The following is a 23,655-nucleotide window of genomic DNA, read 5'->3' on the forward strand; positions in this document are numbered from 1 at the left end:
CGCAATGTGCTCCTCCGGCGCTGTTGTGCGGGCCTCAACCGATCCCGGACCACGGGCCGGCGGTTTCGTCTTTGGGAATCCAGAGCAGCGGCTGGCTTGCGCGGCAGTACTCCTCGGCCTCCTCCTCCCACGGGAAGCGCCCGGCCTTGTCCGGCCAGAAGAGCTGCGCGATCGGCAGCGGAGGGGCCTGGTAGAAGTCGACGCCGGCGCCGAAGAAGTCCAGGTACCAGCCGGGGTGCACAGGACGGACGGCAGCCTGGTAACCGTTGAGGATGTCGTCCCGCCGCTGATCGGGCTCGAGTGGACGCTCCTCGCGGACCGCTGTGCCCACGGTGTTCACGATCGACATCATCGTCTCGACCCGCAGCCCGAAGACGCAGATCTCGGGGCTGCGCAGCGTGTGCCAGAGTCCGATGGAGTAGGCCCAGTCGGCGGGTGCGCTGCCGTTCGCACCCACGCCCATCACATGCCAGCCGAATTCGGTCACGCTCGCGGCCGTCCGGCGGTCGCGTTCCTCCCAGGCGGGCCCCTCCACGGAGGGCGCACAGAGGAGGCAGGAGCAGGGGGAGTCGTCCATGTGAGGAGCGTAGGGCAGGACTCCGGCCGGGCAGCGGGAGGGGACGACTCGGTGGGGTGGCCTGGGTGCCGCGTCTCGCCCCGGCGTCAGGACTGTACTTCTAAGGGGTGTAGTCCTGACACTCTCGTGCCCGGGGCCGCCACGAATACCACCGCGGCGACCCCGGGCATGCGTACGCGCCCCGTGGGCGCAGGGCCGTCAGGACCCAGGAGGCGCGAAGCGCTTCAGTTCGCGGCGGGCCAGCGAGCGCTGGTGGACCTCGTCCGGGCCGTCGGCGAGCTGGAGGGTGCGGGCGCCCGCCCACAGCTCGGCCAGCGGGAAGTCCTGACTGACGCCGCCCGCACCGTGCAGCTGCACCGCGCGGTCCAGGATGCCCACCACCGTGCGCGGCACCGCGATCTTGATGGCCTGGATCTCGGTGTGCGCGCCCCGGTTGCCGACGGTGTCCATCAGCCAGGCAGTCTTGAGCACCAGCAGCCGAAGCTGCTCCACCGACACCCGCGCGTCGGCGATCCACTGCTGGACGACGCCCTGCGCGGCCAGCGGCCTGCCGAAGGCGGTACGGGTGTTGGCCCGGCGGCACATCAGCTCGATCGCCCGCTCGGCCATGCCGATCAGCCGCATGCAGTGGTGGATGCGGCCCGGGCCCAGGCGGGCCTGGGCGATGGCGAAGCCCCCGCCCTCCTCGCCGATCAGGTTGGCCACCGGAACGCGCACGTCGTGGAAGAAGACCTCGGCGTGGCCGCCGTGCCAGTGGTCCTCGTAGCCGTAGACCGTCATCGCGCGGCGCACCTCGACGCCCGGGGTGTCGCGCGGCACCAGCACCATCGACTGCTGGCGGCGGATGTCGTCGCCGTCCGGGTCGGTCTTGCCCATCACGATGAAGACCGCGCAGTCGGGGTTCATCGCCCCTGAGATGTACCACTTGCGGCCGGTGATGACGTACTCGTCGCCCTCGCGCCGGATGCGCGTCTCGATGTTGGTGGCGTCCGAGGAGGCGACCTCCGGCTCGGTCATGGCGAAGGCCGAGCGGATCTCGCCGGCCAGCAGCGGCTTCAGCCACCGCTGGCGCTGCTCGGCGCTGCCGAACTGCGCCAGCACCTCCATGTTGCCGGTGTCCGGCGCGGCGCAGTTGGTCGCGGTCGGGGCGAGCTGCGGACTGCGGCCGGTGATCTCCGCCAGCGGCGCGTACTGGAGGTTGGTCAGCCCGGCCCCGTGCTCGGCGTCGGGCAGGAAGAGGTTCCACAGGCCCCGCTCGCGGGCCGCGGCCTTCAGCTCCGCCACCACCGGCGGGGTGCGCCACGGCGAGTCCAGCGCCGCACGCTGCTCGCCGGCCACCGCCTCCGCCGGGTAGACGTGCTCGTCCATGAAGGCCAGCAGCTTCTTGCGGAGCTCATCGGTGCGTGCGTCGAATCCGAAGTCCATGGCTGATCAGCCCTCCTGAAGGGTGGTGAGGCCGTCCGAGACGAAGAGGGGGACGAGTGCGCCGATGCGGTCGAAGCCCGCGCCGACGGTCTGCCCGAGGGTGTAGCGGTAGTGGATGCCCTCCAGGATCACGGCGAGCTTGAAGTAGGCGAACGCCGTGTACCAGGCGATGTCCGACACGTCGCGGCCCGAGCCGGCCGCGTACCGCTCGATCAGCTCCCGCGCGTCCGGGTGGCCGGGCGCCTCGCGGGTGGTGGCGATGGGGGTGCCGGGGACGGGCCGCTGACTGCTGTACATCACCAGCAGGCCCAGATCGGTCAGCGGGTCGCCGAGGGTGGACATCTCCCAGTCGAGGATGGCGGCGATCTCGTCGTCCGCGCCGACGAGCACGTTGTCCAGCCGGTAGTCGCCGTGGACGATCGCGGGGGCGGGGGAGGCGGGCAGCCGGTTGCCGAGCAAGGCGTGCAGCTCGTCGATGCCGGGCAGCTCGCGGCTGCGGGAGGCGTCCAACTGCTTCCCCCAGCGCCGCAGTTGCCGCTCCAGGAAGCCTTCCGGACGCCCGAAGTCGCCCAGGCCCGCGGAGGCCGGGTCGACCGAGTGCAGCTTGACCAGGGCGTCGGCCAGGCCGAGGACCAGCTCGCGGGTGCGCTCGGGGCCGAGCGGGGCGAGCTGCCCGGCGGTGCGGTACGGCGTGCCCTCCACGTACTCCATCACGTAGAAGGGCGCGCCGAGGACGGACGTGTCCTCGCACAGCAGCACCGCGCCGGGCACGGGCACGCCGGTGGGGCCCAGGGCGCTGATCACCCGGTACTCGCGCGCCATGTCGTGGGCGGTGGCCAGGACGTGGCCCAGCGGCGGGCGCCGCACCACCCAGCGCGAGGTCCCGTCGGTCACCTCGTAGGTCAGGTTCGAGCGGCCGCCCTCGATCAGCTCCGCGCTCAGGGGCCCCTGGACGAGCCCCGGGCGCTCGCCGTCCAGGTACGCGCGCAGCCGCGCGGGATCGAGGCCCGGTGGGTGGTGCTCGGTCATCGGAAGGCTCCTCGGCGGGAAGAGGGTGGTCGTACGTACCGAGCCATGATGCCGACCAGTCGGTATGGAGTCCAGAGAGGGGTGGCGAAAAGGGCGTCCCCGGCGCCGCGCGAGGCGGCACCGGGGGCGGTACGGGGCGGTACGCGGACCGGGTCAGCGGAGGACGGCGGCGACGGCCAGCTCCGTGACCTCCTGCGGCGTCCCGTCGATGGGGACGACCGCGCCCGCCTCGTCCGCGTCCAGCGCCTCCAGCGTCTCGAACTGGGACCTCAGCAGCGCGGACGGCATGAAGTGGCCGGTGCGGCCCGACAGCCGCTCGCCGATCAGCTCGGGCGAGCCGTCGAGGTGGAGGAAGAACACCTCCGGCGCGGCCCGGCGCAGCCGGTCGCGGTAGGCGCGCTTGAGGGCGGAGCAGGTGACCACGCCGCCCTCCCCGTCCTGGGCCTTGAGCCAGGCGGCTATCGCGTCCAGCCAGGGGGCCCGGTCCTCGTCCGTCAGCGGGACGCCCGAGGCCATCTTCGCCACGTTCTCGGGCGGATGGAAGTCGTCGGCCTCCGCGTACGGCACCCCCAGCCGCTCCGCCAGGGCCGTGCCCACCGTCGTCTTCCCGGACCCGGACACACCCATCACCACGACGAGCGGACTCACCACAGCCACACCACCATTCCCGAGATCGGCACGGTCAGCGTACAGACGGCCGCCGCGTACGCCGTGCGCGTACCCAGCGGGCCCGGCCGGGGCACATCCAGGGCGCGGATACGGCGGTGGGCCAGCGCCAGGAACACCAGCCACACCAGCGCCCCCAGCGCGGCCAGGGCGTACTGCCGCGGCGGACCGCCGTCGTGCACCGTCCCGCGGGCCAGCAGCGCCACCACGGCCGCGAAGGCCAGGGTGGTGCGCCGCCAGGCCATCCGGGTGCGCTCCGGCTGCGCGGCCGGGTCGCGTACGGCCCCCTCGGCACCGCGCGGCCCGCCCCCGGCCGCCCCGCCTCCGGCCGCCCCGCCCCCGCGCGGCCGGCGGCCCGCGCTCACCGGCCCAGCTCCCCGAGCACCACCCCGGCGACCACCGCCAGTGCGGTCACCGCCGTGCCCAGCGCCAGCAGCACGGGGAAGCGGGACAGCGGCAGGTCCTCCCCGCGCCGCATGGCCCGCTCGGTGCGCAGCCAGTGGTTGACCGCCCGCACCGCGCACAGCGCACCGCCCGCCAGCAGCACCACGGCGATCGCCGTCCGCGGCGCGGGGCGCATCCCCGTCAGGAACTGGTCCACCGCCAGGCCGCCCGCCACCAGCGCCAGCGCGGTGCGGACCCACGCCAGGAAGGTCCGCTCGTTGGCCAGGGAGAAGCGGTAGTCGGGGGTGGTGCCCTCGGCCCGCATCCGCTCCGGCGCCAGCCACAGCCGCAGCGAGTCCCGGAGCCCGTACCAGAGCCGTTCGATCATGCTCTCGACACTACGCGGGACCTCCGCCCCGCTCCCGGTGCCACTCCTTCAGCCGCCGGTGGCACTCCAGCCCGTCCGGCACCACGTCCCACTCCTCCAGCCGCCGCTCCACCTCGTCCTCCGGCAGGAAGTCCCACCAGGCGACCTCCTCGGGCTGAGGGCGCACCGGCAGCTCGCACCGCACCTCGTAGACGGCCAGGAACCAGGTGTGCTCCGGCGACTCGTACAGGAAGGTCAGCCGGTGCTCCGGGTGCGGCAGCCCCCTCACCCCGAGCTCCTCCTCGGCCTCGCGCAGCGCCGCCTCGTCGTAGCTCTCGCCCGCGCCGACCACGCCCCCGACCACCACGTCGTACATCGAGGGGAAGACCAGCTTCCCCGGGGTGCGGCGATGCACGAAGATCCGGCCCTCGGCGTCCCGCACCTGCACCGACACGCTCCGGTGCCGCATCCGCCGGGCGGTGGCCGTACCGCGCCGGGCCCGGCCGATCACGCGGTCGTACTCGTCCACGATGTCCAGCAGTTCGTCCGCGGACCTGCCCGCCGTCTCCTTACTCGTCATCCGATCATCAAAGCAGCCCGCAGGGGTGCCGCGGGACCGGGCGCGGGGTTACTCTCCGGTCACCAGCGGGACGGACCGAGGAACGGATGGGCCGATGGCGTACGACGCCGATGTGATCGTGATCGGGGCGGGCCTGGCCGGGCTCGCGGCCACCGCCGAACTGGCCGACGCCGGGCGGAAGGTGATCCTGCTCGACCAGGAGCCCGAAGCCTCCCTGGGCGGCCAGGCGCACTGGTCCTTCGGCGGGCTGTTCCTCGTCGGCTCCCCCGAGCAGCGCCGCATGCGCGTACGCGACAGCCGTGAACTGGCCTGGCAGGACTGGCTCGGCACGGCCGGCTTCGACCGCGAGGAGGACGCCTGGCCGCGCCGCTGGGCCGAGGCGTACGTCGACTTCGCCGCCGGGGAGAAACGCGCCTGGCTGCGTGCCCAGGGCGTGCGGCTGTTCCCCGTCGTCGGCTGGGCCGAGCGGGGTGGCTACGACGCCACCGGCCACGGCAACTCGGTACCGCGCTTCCACATCACCTGGGGCACCGGGCCGGGCCTGGTCGAGCCCTTCGAGCGGCGGGTGCGCCAGGGCGCCGAACGGGGTCTGGTGGACCTGCGCTTCCGCCACCGCGTCACGGGGCTGGCCCGCAGCGCCGGAGCGGTGGACACCGTCACCGGCGAGGTGCTCGCCCCCAGCGGCGCCGCGCGCGGCACGGCCAGCGGCCGGGAGGCGACCGGCGTCTTCGAACTGCGCGCCCAGGCCGTGATCGTCGCCTCCGGAGGCATCGGCGGCAACCACGACCTCGTCCGCGCCAACTGGCCGGAGCGCCTGGGCACCCCGCCCAGGCGGATGCTCTCCGGAGTGCCCGCCCACGTCGACGGGGCGATGCTCGGCATCGCCGAGGAGGCCGGCGGCCGGATCGTCAACCGCGACCGGATGTGGCACTACACCGAGGGCATCGAGAACTGGGACCCGATCTGGGCGCGGCACGGCATCCGCATCCTGCCCGGCCCCTCCTCCCTGTGGCTGGACGCCACCGGCAGGCGGCTGCCGGTGCCGCTCTTCCCCGGCTTCGACACACTCGGCACCCTTGAGCACATCATGGGCACGGGGTACGAGTACACCTGGTTCGTCCTCACACAGAAGATCATCGAGAAGGAGTTCGCGCTCTCCGGCTCCGAGCAGAACCCCGACCTCACCGGCCGCAGCGTCCGCCAGGTCCTGGGCCGCGCCCGCTCCGGGGCGCCCGGCCCGGTGCGCGCCTTCATGGACAAGGGCGCCGACTTCGTCGTCGAGCGCGACCTTTCCGCCCTGGTGCGCGGCATGAACGCGCTCACCGGCGACGATCTGATCGACGAGGCCGCCCTGCGCCGCGAGATCACCGCCCGCGACCGCGAGATCGCCAACACCTTCACCAAGGACCTCCAGATCACCGCGATCCGCGGCGCCCGCACCTACCTCGGCGACAAGCTGATCCGCGTCGCCCCGCCCCACCGCCTGCTGGACCCGGAGGCGGGCCCGCTGATCGCCGTGCGCCTGAACATCCTCACCCGCAAGACCCTCGGCGGCCTGGAGACCGATCTGTCCTCCCGCGTCCTCACCACCGGCGGCGAGGCGCTGCCCGGCCTCTACGCGGTGGGCGAGGCCGCCGGCTTCGGCGGCGGGGGCATGCACGGCTACCGCTCCCTGGAGGGCACCTTCCTGGGCGGCTGCCTCTTCTCGGGCCGCACCGCCGGCCGCGCGGCGGCGAAGGCGGTGGGCTGAGGCGGTACGGCACGGACGGCGAAGGCCCCCGCGGATCTCCGCGGGGGCCTTCGCCTCTTCCGTGTCCGGAGGGGGACTTGAACCCCCACGCCCGATAAAGGGCACTAGCACCTCAAGCTAGCGCGTCTGCCATTCCGCCACCCGGACAGGTGCGTGCCGCCGACCGTGGTCGTGGCGACGTGTAAACCATAGCACTGGAGCGGAGCCGGGCGATCACCCCGGCTCCTGTGCCTGCGGCCCCGGAGGCGGGAGGATGGGCGCGGACCCCGCAACACGAGGAGGCAGTGTGAGCGAGCCGAACGCGACCACCACCGCGACGGAGGCGGTAAGGGGCGAGGACGAGGTCGTCGACCTGTGCCGCGATCTCATCCGGATCGACACCAGCAACTACGGCGACCACTCGGGACCGGGCGAACGGGCCGCGGCCGAGTACGTGGCGGAGAAGCTCGCGGAGGTGGGACTGGAGCCGCGGATCTTCGAGTCGCACCCGGGCCGGGCGTCGACCGTCGCCCGGATCGAGGGCGAGGACCCCTCCCGGCCCGCGCTCCTCATCCACGGGCACACCGACGTCGTCCCGGCCAACGCCGAGGACTGGACCCACCACCCGTTCTCCGGCGAGATCGCCGACGGCTGCGTGTGGGGGCGCGGAGCGGTCGACATGAAGGACATGGACGCGATGACGCTGGCGGTCGTGCGCGACCGGCTGCGCAGCGGCCGCAGGCCCCCGCGCGACATCGTGCTGGCCTTCCTCGCCGACGAGGAGGCGGGCGGCACCTGGGGGGCGAAGCACCTGGTGAAACGGCACCCGGAGCTGTTCGAGGGGGTGACCGAGGCGATCGGCGAGGTCGGCGGCTTCTCCTTCACCGTCAACGAGAAGCTGCGCCTGTACCTGGTGGAGACCGCCGAGAAGGGCATGCACTGGATGCGGCTCACCGTTGACGGCACCGCCGGGCACGGCTCGATGACCAACGACGACAACGCGATCACCGAACTGTGCGAGGCGGTCGGGCGGCTGGGGCGGCACAGGTTCCCGGTCCGGGTGACCAAGACGGTGCGCTCCTTCCTCGACGAGCTCTCCGACGCCCTCGGCGTGGAACTGGACCCGGAGGACATGGACGAGACCCTGGCCAAGCTCGGCGGCATCGCCAAGCTGATCGGGGCGACGCTGCGCAACACCGCCGCCCCGACGATGCTGGGCGCCGGCTACAAGGTCAACGTCATCCCCGGCCAGGCCGTCGCCCACGTCGACGGGCGCTTCCTGCCCGGCTACGAGGAGGAGTTCCTGGCCGACCTCGACCGGATCCTGGGCCCGCGCGTGAAGCGCGAGGACGTGCACGCCGACAAGGCGGTGGAGACCGGCTTCGACGGCGCCCTGGTGGACGCCATGCAGTCCGCGCTGAGGGCCGAGGACCCGATCGCGCGGGCCGTGCCGTACATGCTCTCCGGCGGCACCGACGCCAAGTCCTTCGACGACCTGGGCATCCGCTGCTTCGGGTTCGCCCCGCTGAAGCTGCCGCCGGAGCTGGACTTCGCCGGGATGTTCCACGGGGTGGACGAGCGGGTGCCGGTGGAGGGGCTGAAGTTCGGCGTGCGGGTGCTGGACCGCTTCCTCGACCAGTGCTGACCGGCCCGGGGCCCGCCTCCTCGGTAATCGCCCGTGTGTGCGCATGTGACCAGGACGGGTGAATGCGCCATCGGGCCGTAGCCCGCTTCCTCCGGTGTCGTTACAGGGAGTGCGGTCCGCGGCTGGGATCGCATTGCCAACAAGGAGGAAGAATGATCAAGAAGGTCGTCGCCGTCGCGGCTGCCACCGGTGGTCTCGTGCTCGCGGGCGCGGGTGTGGCCGCCGCCGACTCCGGTGCCCAGGGCGCTGCCATCGGCTCTCCCGGTGTCGTCTCCGGCAACGTCATCCAGGCGCCGATCCACGTCCCGGTGAACGTCTGCGGCAACACGATCAACGTGATCGGGCTGCTGAACCCCGCCTTCGGCAACTTCTGCGTCAACAGCTGACGTCGCGCCCGGGCTCGTGAGAGCCCGGTGCACGGCGGCCCCGGAGTGCGCGCCATGCGCTCCGGGGCCGCTGTTTCGGCGGGCGGGGAGTCGAGGAGTGCTCTCCGCCCGCGATCGCAACCGTAGATCGCAAGCCACCCGCACATCAGAGGGCAAGGGGAAGTACACATGCGACAGGTCACCAGGAAGGGCCTGATCACCATCGCCGCGGCCGGCGGCGTGCTGGCCATGTCGGGCGGCCACGCCGCCCACGCGGACGCCGAGGCCCGGGGCGTGGCCGCGGGTTCGCCCGGCGTGCTGTCCGGCAACACCGTCCAGGCCCCGGTGCACGCGCCGGTGAACGCCTGCGGCAACACCGCGACCGTCGGCGGCGGCCTCAACCCGGCCTTCGGCAACAAGTGCGCCAACGTGGACGACCACCGCGGCGGCCACCACCAGGGCGACCGCGACGGCGGGTACCAGCGGGGCGGGCACGACGGTGGTCACCACCAGGGCGGGCACGAGGGCGGGCACCGCGGTGGCGGCCACCAGGAGAACCCCGGCGGGCAGCACCGCGAGCACGGCAAGGGGCACGGCAAGAAGCAGGACGGGAGGCACGCCGGCCACGGCGGTGCCAGGGCCGAGGGCGTGGCCGCGGGTTCGCCCGGCGTGCTGTCCGGCAACACCGTCCAGGCCCCGGTGCACGCGCCGGTGAACGTCTGCGGCAACTCCGTGAACGTGGTGGGTGCGCTCAACCCGGCCGCCGGCAACGAGTGCGCCAACGTGAGCGACCACCAGCCGTCCCCGGAGAGGCCCGGGCCCGAGAAGCCCGGGCACCCGGAGAAGCAGAAGCCGGAGGAGCCCAAGCACCCGGAGAAGCAGAAGCCGGAGGAGCCCAAGCAGCCGGAGAAGAGGGACGAGCCCCGTGCCGAGGCGCCCGAGAAGCCCGCTCCCCAGGTCATGGGCGGCGAGCTGGCCGAGACCGGCGGCAGCGGGCTGGGCTCGATCGCCCCGGTCGGTGCCGGAGTGCTGCTCGGCGGCGCCCTGCTCTACCGGCGCGCCCGCGCCATGCGGGGCTGACCGGCGGCCGGGAACCACGGCCGGGAGCACGGCGAGGAGCGGGCTCCGCCCCTGCAGGGGGCGGGGTCCGCTCCTTCCGCCTTCCGCGTCACCAGGTGGCGCGCAACTGGCGGATGATCCGCCGCCGCAGCCGCACCTGGCGGCTGCCGTCGGAGTTGAGCCTGAGGCGGTCCAGTTCCCAGTGTCCGTACTCGGCGTGTTCGGTCAGCAGACGTGTGGCGGCCTTGCGGGAGACCCCGCGCGGGACGTACACATCACGAAATTCGTATTCCGGCATCACATCTATTGTGCGTGCGGGGCCCCGGTACGGATAGCGTCTGCACTATGTCTGATGCTGCGCAGCCCGGTGCTGCCGAGGTACGAGCCGCCGCCGAAGCGTTGAAGACCGCGCTGGACCGTCACCTCGAAGCCGTCGAACGACGGTCTGCCGAGGGGGGCTCGGGCGCCGGGGCCGCCCGGGCCGAGGCCGCCGTCCACGCCGCCTTCGACGAACTCGCCGCGGCGGGCGAGGCGTACGACGAGCTGTTGTACGACGTCTACGACGAGGTCACACCCTTCGAGATCCCGGGCGGCGACAGCATGCCCGCCTACGCCGGGCCGGAGGAGCCCAGCACCCTCAGCGTCCTCATCCGCCGCGACTACACCGTCGTGGAGCCTCAGCGGCTGATGGCCCAGGCGCAGCGCGTCACCGCGCTCGACCCGGACTCGGCGGACGCGGACGAGGAGGCGCTGGAGGGCCCCTTCGCCGGGAGCGGCGTGCATGCCGCGCTCAGCGTGCTGTTCGGCGAGTACGAACCCGACGAGATCGCCACCCGGCACGAGGAGTTCGGCCTGGAGGAGGGCGACTCCACGCTCTGGGTGATCGCGGGCGACGAGCCCGCCGAGCCGGGGGAGTGGCTGGGCTCGCCCTTCGACGGAGCCGACCCCGAGCAGGTCGTCTGCCGCTTCGACGTCAGCGCCGTCTTCGACGAGGAGGATCTCTACGAGGACGAGGACGAGGACGAGGCCGGCGGACCGGTGGTGCGGGCCGCGGACTGATCCGCACCCTGCCGCCGGACCGCGAGCCGGCGCCGGCGGCAGGGTGCGGAGAGGTCAGCCGGCGGCCTCCGGCGGCGGGGCCGCCGCCGTCGCCGCCTGCGCGCGCAGCAGCGCGCGCAGGCGCGTCGTGCGCTCCGGGGCCGGGATCTGCGCCACCGCCCGCGGCAGCGCCTGGTCCACGCCGTGCACCACGGACAGATGCCGCTCGCCGCGGCCGAACGCCGTGTACACCCAGGCGCGGTCGAGGGCCGGGACCGCGTCGCCCGGAAGCACCACCACGGCCGCCGGCCAGCGCGTCCCGACTGCCTGGTGGGCGGTGATCGCCCAGCCGTGCCGCACCGTCCGCGCCACCCGCCCGCGCGGGACGGTGACGGCGCGGCCGGAGCAGTCCAGCCGCAGCCCCTCCTCGTCCCCCGACACCACCGTGCCCGGCGCGGTGTGCCCGGGGGAGGGGGAGTAGGCCACCCGGTCGCCCGGATCGAAGCCGCCGAACCGGCCGGGGCCGGGGTTGAGCCGCTCCTTGAGCGCGGCGTTGAGAACCCGGGTGCCCGCGGCGCCGCCGTGGCCGGGGGTGATCACCTGCGTCAGCCCGGCGGGCACCCCGAGCGCCCGCGGCACCGAGTCGGCGACGAGCTGCACGGTGCGGTGCACCGCCTCCCCGGCGTCGCGCACCGGGACGATCACCACCTCCCGGCCGGGTGCCTCCACCTGGTTCAGCTCGCCGATCCCGATGCCCGAGACCAGCTCGCCGACCGGACCGGGATCCGGGGTGCGGGAGACCACCTGCGGGCAGACGCGCGCCGCGAGCAGATCGGCCAGCACCTGGCCGGCGCCCGCCGAGCCGAGCAGGTTCGGATCGCCGCTGAGGACCAGCCGCGCACCGTCCGGCAGCGCCTCGACCAGCATCGCGGCGCGTTCGGTGTCGAGCTGGGGGGCGTCCAGCACGGCGAGCAGGTCCAGCGCGTACGCGCCCTCCTCGTCGCGCCCGGGGCCCTCCCTGCCGGCCAGCAGCCCGTCGACGGTGACGGCCGCCGGACCCGGACCGCCGTCCGGATCACCGTCCGGGCCGTCCGCGCCGGTACCGTCCCCATCGCGGCCCCGGGCGTCCAGCAGCTCCGCCAGCCGCCGCCTGCCGTCCTCGCTGTGCGCGGCGGCGTACGCCCGCAGCCCCAGCGCCCGGGCCGCGGCCACCAGCGCCGCCGGCTCGGCACGGGCGGCCTCGCCGCCGGTGTGCGCGACCAGACCGCTGCGGGCGGCGGCGCGCACCAGCTCCGCCGCGGACGGGCCGGGCGCACTGGCCGCGGCCTCCTCCCAGCGGGCCGTCTCCTCCTCACCGGGCGGGGCGAAGGTGCCGCTCAGCCGTGCCAGGCCCTCGGCCAGGCTCTCCTCGGCCAGCGCGTGGCGCTCCAGGCCGACGAGCAGCCTTACGGGCCGCTCGGCCTCCTCCTCCTCGCCCGCCCCGGATCCACCGGCCGCGGCATCCCCGGCTCCGGCCCCCTCCTCGCCGGCGTCCTCGAAGGCCAGCACCGCACCCGCGTCGACCGCCTCGCCCACCGCCGTGTCCGGATCCGGCACGCCGTACCGGGCCAGCCCCTCGGCCAGGGCCTTCGAGCCCAGCACCGTGTGCCCGGACAGCGCCGCCCGCTCCAGCAGCCACACCGCCAGGGCCCGGCCGCGCCTCTCGTCGCCCGGACCGCTCTCCGGCCCCAGCAGCGCCCGTGCGAAGCCGTCCGCCTGCTCCGGCAGCACGCCCGGAACGGCCAGCAGCTCCCACGGATCGGCGCGCAGCACATCCTCGGCGCCCTCGCCGAAGGTCTCCACCACGGCCGCGCCCAGCGCGGCGGGAGCGCCGCCCTCGGCCAGCAGCGCGGTGACGCCCTCGGGCACGGCCACCGGGCCGCCCGGCCCGCCGGGAACACCACCGGGCCCGCAGGGAACACCGCCGGGCCGGGCGGCCGGGGCGGCGCGCCGGGGCCGGGGCGCGGGCTTCGGCTCTGCGAAGAACTCGGCGGCCGAGCGCTCGCCGCTCTCCACGGCGCGTACGGCGGCCATGAGCTCCGCGGCCTTGTCCCGGGCGCCCGGGGCTGCGGTCTGAGGGGCCTGATCGGCGTTGTCGGCGCCGGACGCGGTCAAAGCGTGCTCCAGTCGTGATCGGGATAGCGGTGCACCGGGGCCGACACATCGTCCAGCGCCCGGCAGATCTCGTCGGGAAGCGTAAGGCTCTCCACTGACAGAGCCTCGCCGAGCTGCTGCGACGTGCGCGGGCCGATGATCGGCGCGGCCACCCCGGGCCGGTCGCGCACCCATGCCAGCGCCACCTGGAGCGGGGTGACGGCCAGCCCGTCGGCGGCCGTGGCGACCGCGTCGACGATCCGCGCCGCCTCGTCGTCCAGGTAGGGCTCCACGAAGGGCGCCAGGCGCTCTGAGGCGCCGCGTGAGCCGGGCGGGGTGGAGCGGCGGTACTTGCCCGTGAGCACGCCCCGGCCCAGCGGCGAGGAAGCCAGCAGCCCCACCTCCAGATCCAGCGCGGCCGGCAGCACCTCCCGCTCCACCCCGCGCTGGAGCAGGGAGTACTCCATCTGGACGCCGGCCAGCCGGGTGCGCGCCCCCGGGGCGGCGAGCTGCCAGGAGGCGGCCTTGGCCAGCTGCCAGCCGCAGAAGCCCGCCACCCCCGCGTAGCGGGCGCGGCCGCTGCCCACCGCGGTGTCGAGGGCCTGGAGGGTCTCCTCCAGAGGGGTGAAGGGATCGTAGGCGTGGACCTGCCACAGATCGACGTAGTCGGTGCCCAGCCGCTCCAGGGAGGCGTCCAGCGCGGCCAGCAGATGGCCGCGCGAGCAGTCGAAGCGGCGCTCGGGGTCGGGCACGCCGCCCGCCTTGGTGGCGATCACCAGGTCCCGGCGGGGCACCAGGTCCTGCAGCAGCCGGCCGAGGAGGTACTCGGCGCCGCCGTCGGCGTACACGTCGGCGGTGTCCACCAGCGTCCCGCCGGCCTCCCAGAAGGCCTTCAGCAGGTCGGCCGCCTCACGCTCCCCGGTGTCCCGCGCCCAGGTGAGAGTACCGAGCCCGATCCGGGATACGCGGAGGCCGGTGCGGCCCACGTGCCTGTGCTCCATGGGCGTTGAGAGTACTTGCGGCCGCGCGCTAGAGTCCCGGCGACGGGCACGTTACCGATCGGTAAGGGGACGCGGATGAGACTCGGGATCAACCTCGGCTACTGGGGCGCCGGGATGGACGCCGACAATCTCGCGGTCGCCCGGGAGGCCGACCGGCTGGGCTACTCCGTGTGCTGGGCCGCGGAGGCCTACGGATCGGACGCCCCCACCGTCCTGGCCTGGGTCGCGGCCCAGACCGAGCGGATCGACATCGGCTCGGCCATCCTCCAGATCCCCGCCCGCACCCCCGCCATGACGGCCATGACCGCCGCCACCCTCGACACCCTCTCCGGCGGCCGCTTCCGCCTGGGCCTGGGCGTCTCCGGGCCGCAGGTGTCCGAGGGCTGGTACGGGGTGCGGTTCGACAAGCCGCTCGCCCGCACCCGCGAGTACGTGGAGATCGTCCGCAAGGCGATGTCCCGCGAGCGGCTGACCCACTCCGGCGAGCACTGGACGCTGCCGCTGCCCGACGGCCCCGGCAAGCCGCTGAAGCTGACCGTCCACCCCGTCCGCGAACGGATCCCGCTGTACATCGCCGCCATCGGCCCGAAGAACCTGGAGCAGACCGGCGAGATCGCCGACGGCGCACTGCTGATCTTCTTCGCCCCCGAGCACGCCGAGGAGACCACGCTCGGCGCACTGCGGGCCGGGCGCGAGAAGGCGGGCCTGACCATGGAGGGCTTCGACGTGGTGCCCACCGTGCCGCTGGCCCTCGGCGACGACATCGACGCCCTGGCCGACACCTTCCGCCCGTACACCGCGCTGTACGTCGGAGGCATGGGCAGCCGCAAGCAGAACTTCTACAACCGGCTCGCCCGGCGCATGGGGTACGAGAAGGAGGCCGCCGAGATCCAGGACAGGTACCTGTCCGGGGACAAGGAGGGCGCCGCGGCCGCCGTGCCCCGGCAGCTCATCGACTCCACCGCGCTGCTCGGCCCGGTCGAGCGGATCGCCGACCGGATGCGGGCCTACGCCGAGGCGGGGGTGACCACCCTGTCGCTGGCGCCGGCGGGCTTCACCCTGGAGGAGCGGATCGCCGCGCTGCGGGCCGGGGTGGAGGCTCTGGAGCGGTCCGGGGCCGCCTCCTGAGGGGACCGCCCCTCGTCCGCCTTCGCCCGCCCCGCCCCCGCCGTGGGCGCCGCGCGGGGCGCGGCCGGACCGAGCCGCCCGGCCGCGCCCCGCGCCGGGACGTGCCCACGGCCGTGGTGGGGGCTCGGGGGTCCTCCCCGCCACGGCCGTCTCCCGGCACAACGGCGCGGAGCCGCCGGGGTTACGCCCGGCGCGGCGGACACGTCCGTTCGGCGCAGGGGCGGAGGTGAGCTGTTGCCGCCGCCCGCCCGCACCGGTTGACTCGGCTTCTGCGGATACGTCCACGGAAGGTGTCGGGCCATGCTGCGCAGAAGGGACCTGGTGCGGGAGGTCCTCGACGACGACGCGTCCTTCCGGCTGCTGTGCTCCCTGGCCGCCGCGGCCCAGGCGCGCAACGGCCGGGAGAGCCGCAGGATCGCCGCCCTCGTTCCCCAGGGCCGGCGCGAACTCGCCCCGGCGATGGCCCGGTACGGCGAGCTTCAGGAGCGGCATGCCCGGCTGCTGGCCGGACTGCTCGCCGCCTGCGGCCTGGAACCCGCCGAGGTGCCCCCCGAGGCGGACCACGCCGCCCTTCTGGAGCGGCGGGGGAGCTGCCCGGCGCACGCCCGGATGCGGTGCGGGCAGCCCCTGAGCGAGCGGGACGTCCTGGCCCACCTCGCCCACGGGCACGCCGCCTCGACCCGTGCCGCCGCCTGGCTCGCCCGCCTGGCCGGGCACCTCTCCGGCCGTCCCGGGGCAGGCGAGGCGGTCCGGGAGGTCCTCCGCGCCGAACGGGAGCACCTGGCCTGGTGCCGCGAGGGGATGCTGGGCTTCGCCCGCGCCGGCCACGTCGCGGCCGTCGAGTTGGTGCTCAGGGAGAACGCGCTGGCGGAGGCCCGCGCCCACCGCGACGCGGCCCTGGCCGTACTGGCCCGCACCGGCCACCTGCTGGGCTGGAGCATGGCCAGGTCGGTGGTGATGGAGGGCGGCGTCCAGGCCCGCTACGCCTACGAGCGGCTGGCCGGCCGGCGCCGCGCCGTACGCCTGGACCCGCTCCCCCCGCTGCCGAAGCCGGAGCCGGGAGCGGACGCGGGACCGGGACCGGAGCACGAGTCCGAGCCCGCGCGCGACGCGGTACGGGCCGGGTCCGGACCCGGGGCGCGACCCGGTGCGGAATCCGGGACGGAACACGGAGCGGAGCCCGGTGAGGGGCCCGGAGCGGGGTCGCGGACTCCGTCCGGGGAGGCGGCTACAACCAGCCCCGGCGTTTGAAGAGGCGGTACAGACCGGTGCTCGCGGCGACCATCAGCACCAACACCCCCGGATAGCCCAGCGGGTGGCCCAGCTCGGGCATGTGGGCGAAGTTCATGCCGTACACCCCGGCGATCATGGTGGGGACCGCCGCCATGGCCGCCCACGCCGAGATCTTGCGCATGTCGTCGTTCTGCCGGACGCCCACCTGGGCCAGATAGGCCGACAGGATGTCCGACAGCAGCCGGTCCAACGCCTCCACCTGCTCGTTCGCCCGTGTCAGATGGTCGCTGACGTCGCGGAAGAACGGGCGCGAGTCGTCGTGCACGAACGGCACGCCGGTGCCCGCCAGCCGCTCCATCGGCTCCGCCAGCGGTCCGGTGGCCCGGCGGAACTCCAGCACCTGGCGCTTGAAGCCGTAGATGCGGCTCGCCACGGCGCCGTACGCGGTGCCGCCGGGGGTGAAGACCTCCGCCTCCAGCTCCTCGAGGTCGACGTGCAGCTCGGCGGCCACCTCCATGTAGTGGTCGACCACCGAGTCGCTCACCGCGTACATCACGGCCGTCGGACCGTGCTGCAGCACCTGCGGGTTCCGCTCCAGCCGCTCGCGCACCGAGCCCAGCGGATTGGTCGTGCCGTGCCGCACCGACACCACGAAGGAGTCGCCGAGGAACAGCATCAGCTCCCCGGTGCCGACGGTGTCGGCCGCATCGTCGTAGTCCACCGGCTTGAGCACCAGGAACAGCGAGTCCTCGTAGACCTCCAGCTTGGGACGCTGGTGGGCCGACAGGGCGTCCTCCACCGCCAGCGGGTGCAGCCCGAACTCCCGGGAGACCTGTTCGAACTCCTCCTCGGTGGGCTCGTGCAGCCCGATCCACAGGAAGGCGTCGCGGTCCGCACGGGCCACCCGGAGCGCCTCGGCGAGACCGGAGGGACCCTCGGCGCGGCGCCCGCCCCGGTAGATCGCACAGTCCACAATCACACCGACGATTCTCCACCGTCGGCCCGGTGGCACGTGCGACGGCCGCCCCCTTGACGGCCGCCCGCCCACCACCCGGCCCCCGCCCCTCCTCGGCCCCGCCGTCCTCGCCTACGCTGGCTGCCATGCCCACGCTGCTCCTCGTCCGGCACGGCCGGTCCACCGCCAACACCTCCGGACTGCTCGCCGGACGCACTCCCGGCGTCGACCTGGACGAGCTCGGCACCGCCCAGGCCGCCGCCCTCCCCGGACGCCTGGCCGCGCTCCCGCTGGCCGCCGCCGTCCACAGCCCGCTGGAGCGCTGCCGCCAGACCCTGGCGCCGCTGGCCGGTGCCAGGCCGGAGCTGCCGCTGCACACCGAGGAGCGCATCGGCGAGTGCGACTACGGCGACTGGACCGGCCGCAAGCTCGCCGAGCTGAACGAGGAGCCGCTGATGGCCACCGTCCAGCAGCACCCCTCCGCCGCGGCCTTCCCCGGCGGCGAGACGATGCGCGGTATGCAGGCCCGGGCGGTGGAGGCCGTACGGGAGTGGAACGAGCGGATCGAGCGGGAGCACGGGCCGGACGCCACCTATCTGATGTGCTCGCACGGCGACATCATCAAGTCGCTGGTCGCCGACGCCCTCGGCATGCACCTGGACCTCTTCCAGCGCCTCCACGTCGAGCCCTGCTCGGTCACCGCCATCCGCTACACCCCGCTGCGCCCCTTCCTGCTGCGGCTGGGCGACACCGGTGACCTCGCCTCGCTCGCCCCGCGCGAGGCGGACGCCGGGGACTCCGCGCACGGCGCGCCGCAGGCCGGCGGCGACGGCGGCGCGGTCGTCGGGGGCGGGGCCTGACGGCGCCGCCCGAAGCCGGCCGCACCGCACGGGCGTCCGGCCGGCGCGGTCGCGGACACGGTGGCGGGTGCGGTGGTCGGCACGGTGATCGCCGTGCGCAGTAGGGTGCCAGTGTCCCAGCAGTCGAACCGATGGAGCAGGACGTGTCCCGTCAGGTGTTCCTCTACGACCATCCGGAACGCTTCGTGGCCGGCACGGTCGGGCTGCCTGGCCGCCGGACGTTCTTCCTCCAGGCGTCCGCGGCCGGCCGCACCACCAGCGTCGCCCTGGAGAAGGCGCAGGTCGAGGCGCTCGCCGAGCGCATAGACGAACTCCTCGACGAGGTCGTGCGGCGCACCGGCGGCAGCGCCCCGGTCCCGGCCGTCGCACCCGCCGAGACGGCCGACAACGCACCCCTGGCGACCCCGGTGGAGGAGGAGTTCCGGGTCGGCACCATGGCGCTGGCCTGGGACGGCGAGGACGAGTGCGTGGTCGTGGAGGCGCAGGCCCTCGTCGAGATCGAGGCCGACTCCGACGAGGACCTGGCCGAGGCCGAGGAGAGGCTGCTGCGGGACGACGAGAACGGCCCGCCGGTGCTGCGCGTGAGGATCAGCGGCACCATGGCCCGGGCCTTCGCCAAACGCGCCATGGAGGTCGTCAAGGCCGGCCGGCCGCCGTGCCCGCTGTGCAGTCTGCCGCTCGACCCGGAGGGACACGTATGTCCGCGCCAGAACGGATACCGCCGCGGGCTGTGAGGCCGAAGGCGCATCCCGGCGGCGCACCGCCGGCCGAACTGCTGGCCCGCGGTGAGCTGACGGTGCGCGGACGCCTCCGCGACGCCTCCAACGCGGTGCTGTACTGCACGGTCGCGGGGGCGGGCGAGGAAGGCGGTGACGGCGGGGACGGGGTGCCCTGCGTGTACAAGCCGGTGCGCGGGGAGCGCCCGCTGTGGGACTTCCCCGACGGCAGCCTCGCCCGGCGCGAGGTGGCCGCCTACGAGGTCTCCGAGGCCCTGGGCTGGCACCTGGTTCCGCCGACCGTGCTGCGCGACGGCCCGTACGGCGAGGGCATGTGCCAGCTGTGGATCGGACCCCGGCCGGACGGGACGCGGGAACCGGAGCGGCCGGGGGAGCGGGAGGAGCCGGGAGAGGACGGCGGGCCCGCCGCCGCGGAACTGCTCGCGCTGGTGGAGGAGGGTGAGCCGGGCCCGGGCTGGAAGCCCGTCGTCCCGGTCGGCGTGGGCGGGGACCGCACCGCGCTGCTGGTGCACGCCGACGATGCCAGGCTGCGCCGCCTGGCCGTCCTGGACGCGGTGATCAACAACGCCGACCGCAAGGGCGGGCACCTGCTGACCACTCCGGACGGGGAGCTGTACGGCATCGACCACGGTGTGACCTTCCACACCGACGACAAGCTCCGCACCCTGCTGTGGGGCTGGGCGGGCGAGCCGCTGCCCGAGGAGACGCTGGAACCGCTGCGCGGCCTGTCCGCCGCGCTGGCCGACGGCGGACCGCTCGCCACCCGCCTGGCCGAGCTGATCACCCCCGCCGAGCTGGACGCCCTGCGCAAGCGGACCGACGCCCTGATCGGCACCGGCCGCCACCCGCTGCCCGGCGGCGACTGGCCCGCGATCCCCTGGCCGCCCGTCTGACCCGCCGTCCGGTTCCGCCGCGCCCGCTCCCGGCGATTCGTCAAGCGGGCCGCATCGGCCGCGGCATCCCGGTTCAGGCCATTGCGCGCATCCCGCTCGTGGGCGGCACCACGTGCCGGTTACGCTCATGACCATGCATGCCTGGCCCGCTTCCGAGGTGCCCGCCCTGCCAGGTCAGGGCCGAGACCTCAGCCTCCACGACACCGCGACCGGCGGACGGGTGACCCTCGCCCCCGGCCCCGTCGCCCGCCTCTACGTCTGCGGCATCACGCCGTACGACGCGACCCACATCGGGCACGCGGCGACCTACAACGCGTTCGACCTCGTGCAGCGCGTGTGGCTCGACACCAAGCGGCAGGTCCACTACGTGCAGAACGTCACCGACATCGACGACCCGCTGCTGGAGCGGGCCGCCGCCACCGGTGAGGACTGGACGGCCCTGGCCGAGCGCGAGACGGCCCTCTTCCGCGAGGACATGACCGCCCTGCGGATGCTCCCGCCCAGGCACTACGTCGGGGCCGTGGAGTCCATACCCCGGATCGTCCCCGTCATCGAGCGGCTGCGGGAGACCGGTGCCGCCTACGACCTCGAAGGCGACGTCTACTTCTCCGTCGCCGCCGACCCCCGCTTCGGCGAGGTCTCCGGTCTGGACGCCGAGACGATGCGGCGCCTGTCGGCCGAGCGAGGCGGGGACCCGGACCGCCCCGGCAAGAAGAACCCGCTCGACCCGCTGCTGTGGACGGCCGCCCGCGAGGGCGAGCCCTCCTGGGACGGCGGCTCGCTCGGCCGCGGCCGCCCCGGCTGGCACATCGAGTGCGTCGCCATCGCCCTGGAGCACCTGGGCATGGGCTTCGACGTCCAGGGCGGCGGCTCCGACCTGGCGTTCCCCCACCACGAGATGGGGGCCTCGCACGCCCAGGCGCTCACCGGGGAGCACCCCTTCGCCCGCGCCTACGTCCACGCCGGGATGGTCGCCCTCCACGGCGAGAAGATGTCCAAGTCCAAGGGGAACCTGGTCTTCGTCAGCGCGCTGCGCCGCGACGGCACCGACCCGGCCGCCATCCGCCTGGCCCTGCTGGCCCACCACTACCGCGCCGACTGGGAGTGGACGGACGCCGTGCTCGACGAGGCGCTGGCCCGGCTCGGGCGCTGGCGGGCCGCGGTCTCCCGCCCCGACGGCCCGCCGGCCGACGCGCTGGTGGAGGAGATCCGCGCCGCCCTCGCCGACGACCTCGACGCTCCCGCCGCGCTGGCCGCGGTCGACCGCTGGGCCGAGCGCCAGAACGCGGACGGCGGTACGGACACCGGCGCCCCCGGTCTGGTGTCGCGGGCCGTGGACGCCCTGCTGGGCGTCGCGCTCTGAGCGCCCCGGGCATCCATCCGGAGCATTCCGGCGCCTGAGCGGTTCCGGGCGGTTCCGGGGATCTCCGGTCGTTTCCGGCTCCCCGGACAGCCCCGGCACCGGCGCGTGACGGCAAAGACGGGGGCGCCCGCCGAACGGCGGGCGCCCCCATCGTCGTGCCGTGCGCTCAGCCGTCCCTCTCCGGGCCCTCGGCACCGCCGTCCTCGCCCTCCGGGCCGTTCCCGCCCTCCGCGCCGCTCCCGCCCTCCGGGCCGTCCTCCGGCGGCTCCGGCGACCTCGCCGGACGCGTACGCCCCCCGGCCGAGGTGTCGCGCAGATACGTACCGCCCTCGGCGGCCGTACCGCCCCCGGCGTGGCCGCCGGGCTGGCCGTCCCGCCGCCGCAGATAGCGCTCGAACTCCTTGGCGATCGCCTCGCCCGACGCCTCCGGCAGCTCCGCGGTGTCCCGGGCCTCCTCCAGCGACTGCACGTACTCGGCCACCTCGTTGTCCTCGGCGGCGAGCTGGTCCACGCCCAGCTGCCAGGCCCGGGCGTCCTCCGGCAGCTCGCCCAGCGGGATCCGCACGTCCAGCAGGTCCTCCAGGCGGTTGAGCAGGGCGAGGGTCGCCTTGGGGTTGGGCGGCTGCGAGACGTAGTGCGGCACCGCGGCCCACAGGCTCACCGCCGGCACGCCCGCGTGGCCGCACGCCTCCTGGAGGATGCCGACGATGCCGGTGGGGCCCTCGTACCGGGACTCCTCCAGGTCCATCGTGCGGGCCAGGTCCGGGTCCGAGGTGACGCCCGTGACCGGAACCGGGCGGGTGTGCGGGGTGTCCCCGAGCAGCGCGCCGAGCACGACGACCATCTCCACACCCAGCTCATGGGCGAAACCCAGGATCTCGTTGCAGAAGGACCTCCAGCGCATGCTCGGCTCGATGCCGCGCACCAGCACCAGATCGCGGGCGCGGCCCCGGCCGTCGGCGTCGCCGATCCGCACCACCGACAGGCGGGTCGTCGGCCAGGTGATCCTGCGCACACCGCCCTCCAGCCACACCTGGGGGCGGTTGACCTGGAAGTCGTAGTAGTCCTCGGCGTCCAGCGCCGCGAACACCTCGCCCTTCCACTCCCGCTCCAGATGCGCGACCGCGGCGGAGGCGGCGTCACCGGCGTCGTTCCAGCCTTCGAACGCGGCCACCATGACCGGGTCGACCAGCTCGGGAACCCCCTCGAGCTCGATCACCCAGTGCCTCCTTCCGGCCGACCGGAGCACTCGCTCCGTACCGGCTGACGTTCCATTACCGTGCGGGCCCAGCCTACGGCGTGACCGTGCCCGCGCCGCAGCCATCGCACTCCTTTCCCGGGCCGTGCGGTGGTGATCCGTCCGGATACCGCCGCTGCCGCCCCGGGGCGGACCACCACGACCGAACCGGTGTATACGGTAGGCGCCACCAGTGGCGGAGGAGGTGGACGGCATGACGCGACCGGCCGGACCGCGAGGAGCGGACGAGGCGAGGGAACTGGGCCGGACCGGGGTGCGGGTGCCGCCCCTCGGTCTGGGCTGCGCCCCCATCGGCAACTTCCGCCGGCCCGTGGGCGAGGAGGAGGCCCGCGCGGTCGTGGAGGCGGCCCTGGAGGAGGGCTGGAGCTACCTGGACACCGCCCCGCACTACGGCGTCGGCCTGTCCGAGGAGCGCCTGGGCCGCGCCCTGGCCGGACGCGACCGCGCCTCGTACGTGATCTCCACCAAGGCCGGCCGGCGGCTGCGCCCGCTGGGCGGGGACGAGACGCCGCCCGACGGCGAGGGCTTCGTCGACACCCCGCCGCGCGTGCGGGAGTGGGACCTCGGCCGCGACGGCATCCGGGCCACGGTGGAGGCGTCCCTGGAGCGGCTGGGCACCGACCGGGTGGAGATCGTGCTGCTGCACGACGTTGAGAACCACGTCCGCGAGGTGTACGAGACCGGCTTCCCGGCGCTGGCCGAGCTGCGCGACGAAGGGCTGGTGCGGGCGATCGGCTTCGGCATGAACCACAGCGACCACCTCGCCCGGTTCGTCGCGGACCTCGACGCCGACGTGGTCCTGTGCGCGGGCCGCTGGACGCTGCTGGACCACCGCGCCGCCTCCGACCTGCTGCCGGTGTGCGCCCGCCGCGGCACCTCCGTCGTCGTCGGCGGGGTCTACAACTCCGGGCTGCTCGCCGACCCCCGCCCCGGCGCCCACTTCGACTACCGCCAGGCGCCGCCGCGGCTGGTGGAGCGGGCGCGGCGGATCCAGGAGGTGTGCGGGGAGTTCGGCGTGCCGCTGCGGGCGGCCGCGCTGCGCTTCCCGTTCGGCCACCCGGCGGTGGCCTCGGTGGTCGTCGGCTGCTCCACCGAGGAGGAGGTACGGGACAACGCGCGGATGTTCGCCCACCGGGTCCCGGGCGCGATGTGGCGCGCGCTGGTCGAACGCGGGCTGCTGGGGGAGGACCTTCCGCTGCCGGAGGGGTGAGAGGAGCGGGACGGCCGACG

General features: G+C 74.5%; 24 protein-coding genes and 1 tRNA gene. 12 read left to right on the top strand and 13 right to left on the bottom strand.

What is annotated here, in order from left to right; translation table 11 throughout:
• Window positions 1–34: 34 nt before the first annotated feature.
• The 7 genes from BMY40_RS24305 to BMY40_RS24335 all read right to left on the bottom strand — a co-directional run bounded on the left by BMY40_RS24305 (window position 35) and on the right by BMY40_RS24335 (window position 5,028).
• On the bottom strand, window positions 35–577 hold the full coding sequence (locus BMY40_RS24305; protein ID WP_093662920.1) for a DUF4262 domain-containing protein: 543 nt from the start codon (window positions 575–577) through the stop codon (window positions 35–37).
• 198 nt (window positions 578–775) lie between these two features.
• On the bottom strand, window positions 776–2,002 hold the full coding sequence (locus tag BMY40_RS24310; protein ID WP_093662921.1) for an acyl-CoA dehydrogenase family protein: 1,227 nt from the start codon (window positions 2,000–2,002) through the stop codon (window positions 776–778).
• A gap of 6 nt (window positions 2,003–2,008) precedes the next feature.
• Window positions 2,009–3,031 carry a phosphotransferase family protein gene (locus BMY40_RS24315; RefSeq protein ID WP_093662922.1) on the bottom strand — a complete coding sequence of 341 codons (1,023 nt, stop codon included), beginning with the start codon at window positions 3,029–3,031 and terminating at the stop codon, window positions 2,009–2,011.
• Window positions 3,032–3,184: 153 nt separating this feature from the next.
• Window positions 3,185–3,658 carry a gluconokinase gene (locus tag BMY40_RS24320; protein ID WP_093662952.1) on the bottom strand — a complete coding sequence of 158 codons (474 nt, stop codon included), beginning with the start codon at window positions 3,656–3,658 and terminating at the stop codon, window positions 3,185–3,187.
• Between the two features lie 17 nt (window positions 3,659–3,675).
• Window positions 3,676–4,062, bottom strand: a complete 387-nt coding sequence (locus BMY40_RS24325) for a DUF202 domain-containing protein (protein WP_245770296.1) — start codon at window positions 4,060–4,062, stop codon at window positions 3,676–3,678.
• Entirely contained in the window at window positions 4,059–4,469 is a 411-nt protein-coding gene (locus BMY40_RS24330) for a YidH family protein (protein ID WP_093662923.1), read from the bottom strand. Before BMY40_RS24330 ends, BMY40_RS24325 begins: the two co-directional genes overlap by 4 nt.
• Before the next feature lie 10 nt (window positions 4,470–4,479).
• Window positions 4,480–5,028 (bottom strand): NUDIX domain-containing protein, encoded by a 549-nt coding sequence (locus BMY40_RS24335; RefSeq protein ID WP_093662924.1) that lies wholly within the window; start codon window positions 5,026–5,028, stop codon window positions 4,480–4,482.
• Between the two features lie 94 nt (window positions 5,029–5,122).
• On the opposite strand from BMY40_RS24335, the gene BMY40_RS24340 reads away from it, so the two are divergent.
• Window positions 5,123–6,778: an FAD-binding dehydrogenase gene (locus tag BMY40_RS24340; RefSeq protein ID WP_093662925.1), complete on the top strand. Its 1,656-nt coding sequence runs from the start codon at window positions 5,123–5,125 to the stop codon at window positions 6,776–6,778.
• A 62-nt stretch (window positions 6,779–6,840) separates the two neighbouring features.
• Here the strand turns inward: BMY40_RS24340 and BMY40_RS24345 are convergent.
• A tRNA-Leu gene (locus tag BMY40_RS24345) sits at window positions 6,841–6,925 on the bottom strand.
• Between the two features lie 106 nt (window positions 6,926–7,031).
• On the opposite strand from BMY40_RS24345, the gene BMY40_RS24350 reads away from it, so the two are divergent.
• The 3 genes from BMY40_RS24350 (at window position 7,032) to BMY40_RS24360 (ending at window position 9,847) form a co-directional block, all read left to right on the top strand.
• Window positions 7,032–8,402: a M20/M25/M40 family metallo-hydrolase gene (locus tag BMY40_RS24350; protein WP_412698508.1), complete on the top strand. Its 1,371-nt coding sequence runs from the start codon at window positions 7,032–7,034 to the stop codon at window positions 8,400–8,402.
• 152 nt (window positions 8,403–8,554) lie between these two features.
• The gene (locus BMY40_RS24355) at window positions 8,555–8,788 is read left to right on the top strand and encodes a chaplin (RefSeq protein WP_093662927.1); all 234 of its coding nucleotides are present in this window, start codon (window positions 8,555–8,557) and stop codon (window positions 8,786–8,788) included.
• 168 nt (window positions 8,789–8,956) lie between these two features.
• Window positions 8,957–9,847, top strand: a complete 891-nt coding sequence (locus tag BMY40_RS24360; protein WP_093662928.1) for a chaplin — start codon at window positions 8,957–8,959, stop codon at window positions 9,845–9,847.
• A gap of 88 nt (window positions 9,848–9,935) precedes the next feature.
• Here BMY40_RS24360 and BMY40_RS24365 read toward each other — a convergent pair whose 3' ends face one another.
• Window positions 9,936–10,124 carry a DUF5703 family protein gene (locus tag BMY40_RS24365; protein WP_093662929.1) on the bottom strand — a complete coding sequence of 63 codons (189 nt, stop codon included), beginning with the start codon at window positions 10,122–10,124 and terminating at the stop codon, window positions 9,936–9,938.
• Between the two features lie 47 nt (window positions 10,125–10,171).
• On the opposite strand from BMY40_RS24365, the gene BMY40_RS24370 reads away from it, so the two are divergent.
• On the top strand, window positions 10,172–10,885 hold the full coding sequence (locus tag BMY40_RS24370) for a hypothetical protein (RefSeq protein WP_093662930.1): 714 nt from the start codon (window positions 10,172–10,174) through the stop codon (window positions 10,883–10,885).
• Between the two features lie 54 nt (window positions 10,886–10,939).
• On the opposite strand, the gene BMY40_RS24375 is transcribed toward BMY40_RS24370, so the two are convergent.
• Together BMY40_RS24375 and BMY40_RS24380 are read right to left on the bottom strand one after the other, a co-directional pair.
• Window positions 10,940–12,937 (bottom strand): helix-hairpin-helix domain-containing protein, encoded by a 1,998-nt coding sequence (locus tag BMY40_RS24375; RefSeq protein WP_093662954.1) that lies wholly within the window; start codon window positions 12,935–12,937, stop codon window positions 10,940–10,942.
• A 77-nt stretch (window positions 12,938–13,014) separates the two neighbouring features.
• Window positions 13,015–13,998 (bottom strand): aldo/keto reductase, encoded by a 984-nt coding sequence (locus BMY40_RS24380; RefSeq protein WP_093662931.1) that lies wholly within the window; start codon window positions 13,996–13,998, stop codon window positions 13,015–13,017.
• A gap of 75 nt (window positions 13,999–14,073) precedes the next feature.
• Between BMY40_RS24380 and BMY40_RS24385 the strand changes: the two genes are divergently transcribed.
• Entirely contained in the window at window positions 14,074–15,126 is a 1,053-nt protein-coding gene (locus tag BMY40_RS24385) for an LLM class F420-dependent oxidoreductase (protein ID WP_093662932.1), read from the top strand.
• 300 nt (window positions 15,127–15,426) lie between these two features.
• Entirely contained in the window at window positions 15,427–16,377 is a 951-nt protein-coding gene (locus BMY40_RS24390; protein WP_093662933.1) for a hypothetical protein, read from the top strand.
• Here the strand turns inward: BMY40_RS24390 and corA are convergent.
• Window positions 16,355–17,347 (bottom strand): magnesium/cobalt transporter CorA, encoded by a 993-nt coding sequence (gene corA / locus BMY40_RS24395; protein ID WP_093662955.1) that lies wholly within the window; start codon window positions 17,345–17,347, stop codon window positions 16,355–16,357. The two genes, BMY40_RS24390 and corA, sit on opposite strands and share 23 nt — an antisense overlap.
• 113 nt (window positions 17,348–17,460) lie before the next feature.
• On the opposite strand from corA, the gene BMY40_RS24400 reads away from it, so the two are divergent.
• The 4 genes from BMY40_RS24400 to mshC all read left to right on the top strand — a co-directional run bounded on the left by BMY40_RS24400 (window position 17,461) and on the right by mshC (window position 21,167).
• Entirely contained in the window at window positions 17,461–18,174 is a 714-nt protein-coding gene (locus BMY40_RS24400) for a histidine phosphatase family protein (protein ID WP_093662934.1), read from the top strand.
• A 143-nt stretch (window positions 18,175–18,317) separates the two neighbouring features.
• Window positions 18,318–18,908, top strand: coding sequence for a DUF3090 domain-containing protein (locus BMY40_RS24405; RefSeq protein WP_093662956.1), 591 nt, complete (start codon window positions 18,318–18,320; stop codon window positions 18,906–18,908).
• Window positions 18,872–19,804, top strand: a complete 933-nt coding sequence (locus BMY40_RS24410; RefSeq protein WP_093662935.1) for an SCO1664 family protein — start codon at window positions 18,872–18,874, stop codon at window positions 19,802–19,804. Before BMY40_RS24405 ends, BMY40_RS24410 begins: the two co-directional genes overlap by 37 nt.
• A gap of 133 nt (window positions 19,805–19,937) precedes the next feature.
• Entirely contained in the window at window positions 19,938–21,167 is a 1,230-nt protein-coding gene (gene mshC, locus BMY40_RS24415; RefSeq protein ID WP_093662957.1) for a cysteine--1-D-myo-inosityl 2-amino-2-deoxy-alpha-D-glucopyranoside ligase, read from the top strand.
• A 166-nt stretch (window positions 21,168–21,333) separates the two neighbouring features.
• Here mshC and BMY40_RS24420 read toward each other — a convergent pair whose 3' ends face one another.
• Complete coding sequence (locus BMY40_RS24420) at window positions 21,334–22,386, bottom strand: PAC2 family protein (protein ID WP_093662936.1); 1,053 nt, start codon at window positions 22,384–22,386, stop codon at window positions 21,334–21,336.
• A gap of 232 nt (window positions 22,387–22,618) precedes the next feature.
• Between BMY40_RS24420 and BMY40_RS24425 the strand changes: the two genes are divergently transcribed.
• Complete coding sequence (locus BMY40_RS24425; RefSeq protein WP_177214116.1) at window positions 22,619–23,635, top strand: aldo/keto reductase; 1,017 nt, start codon at window positions 22,619–22,621, stop codon at window positions 23,633–23,635.
• Window positions 23,636–23,655 lie beyond the last annotated feature (20 nt).

Origin of the sequence: Streptomyces radiopugnans, assembly GCF_900110735.1 — a bacterium.
GTDB lineage: Bacteria > Actinomycetota > Actinomycetes > Streptomycetales > Streptomycetaceae > Streptomyces > Streptomyces radiopugnans.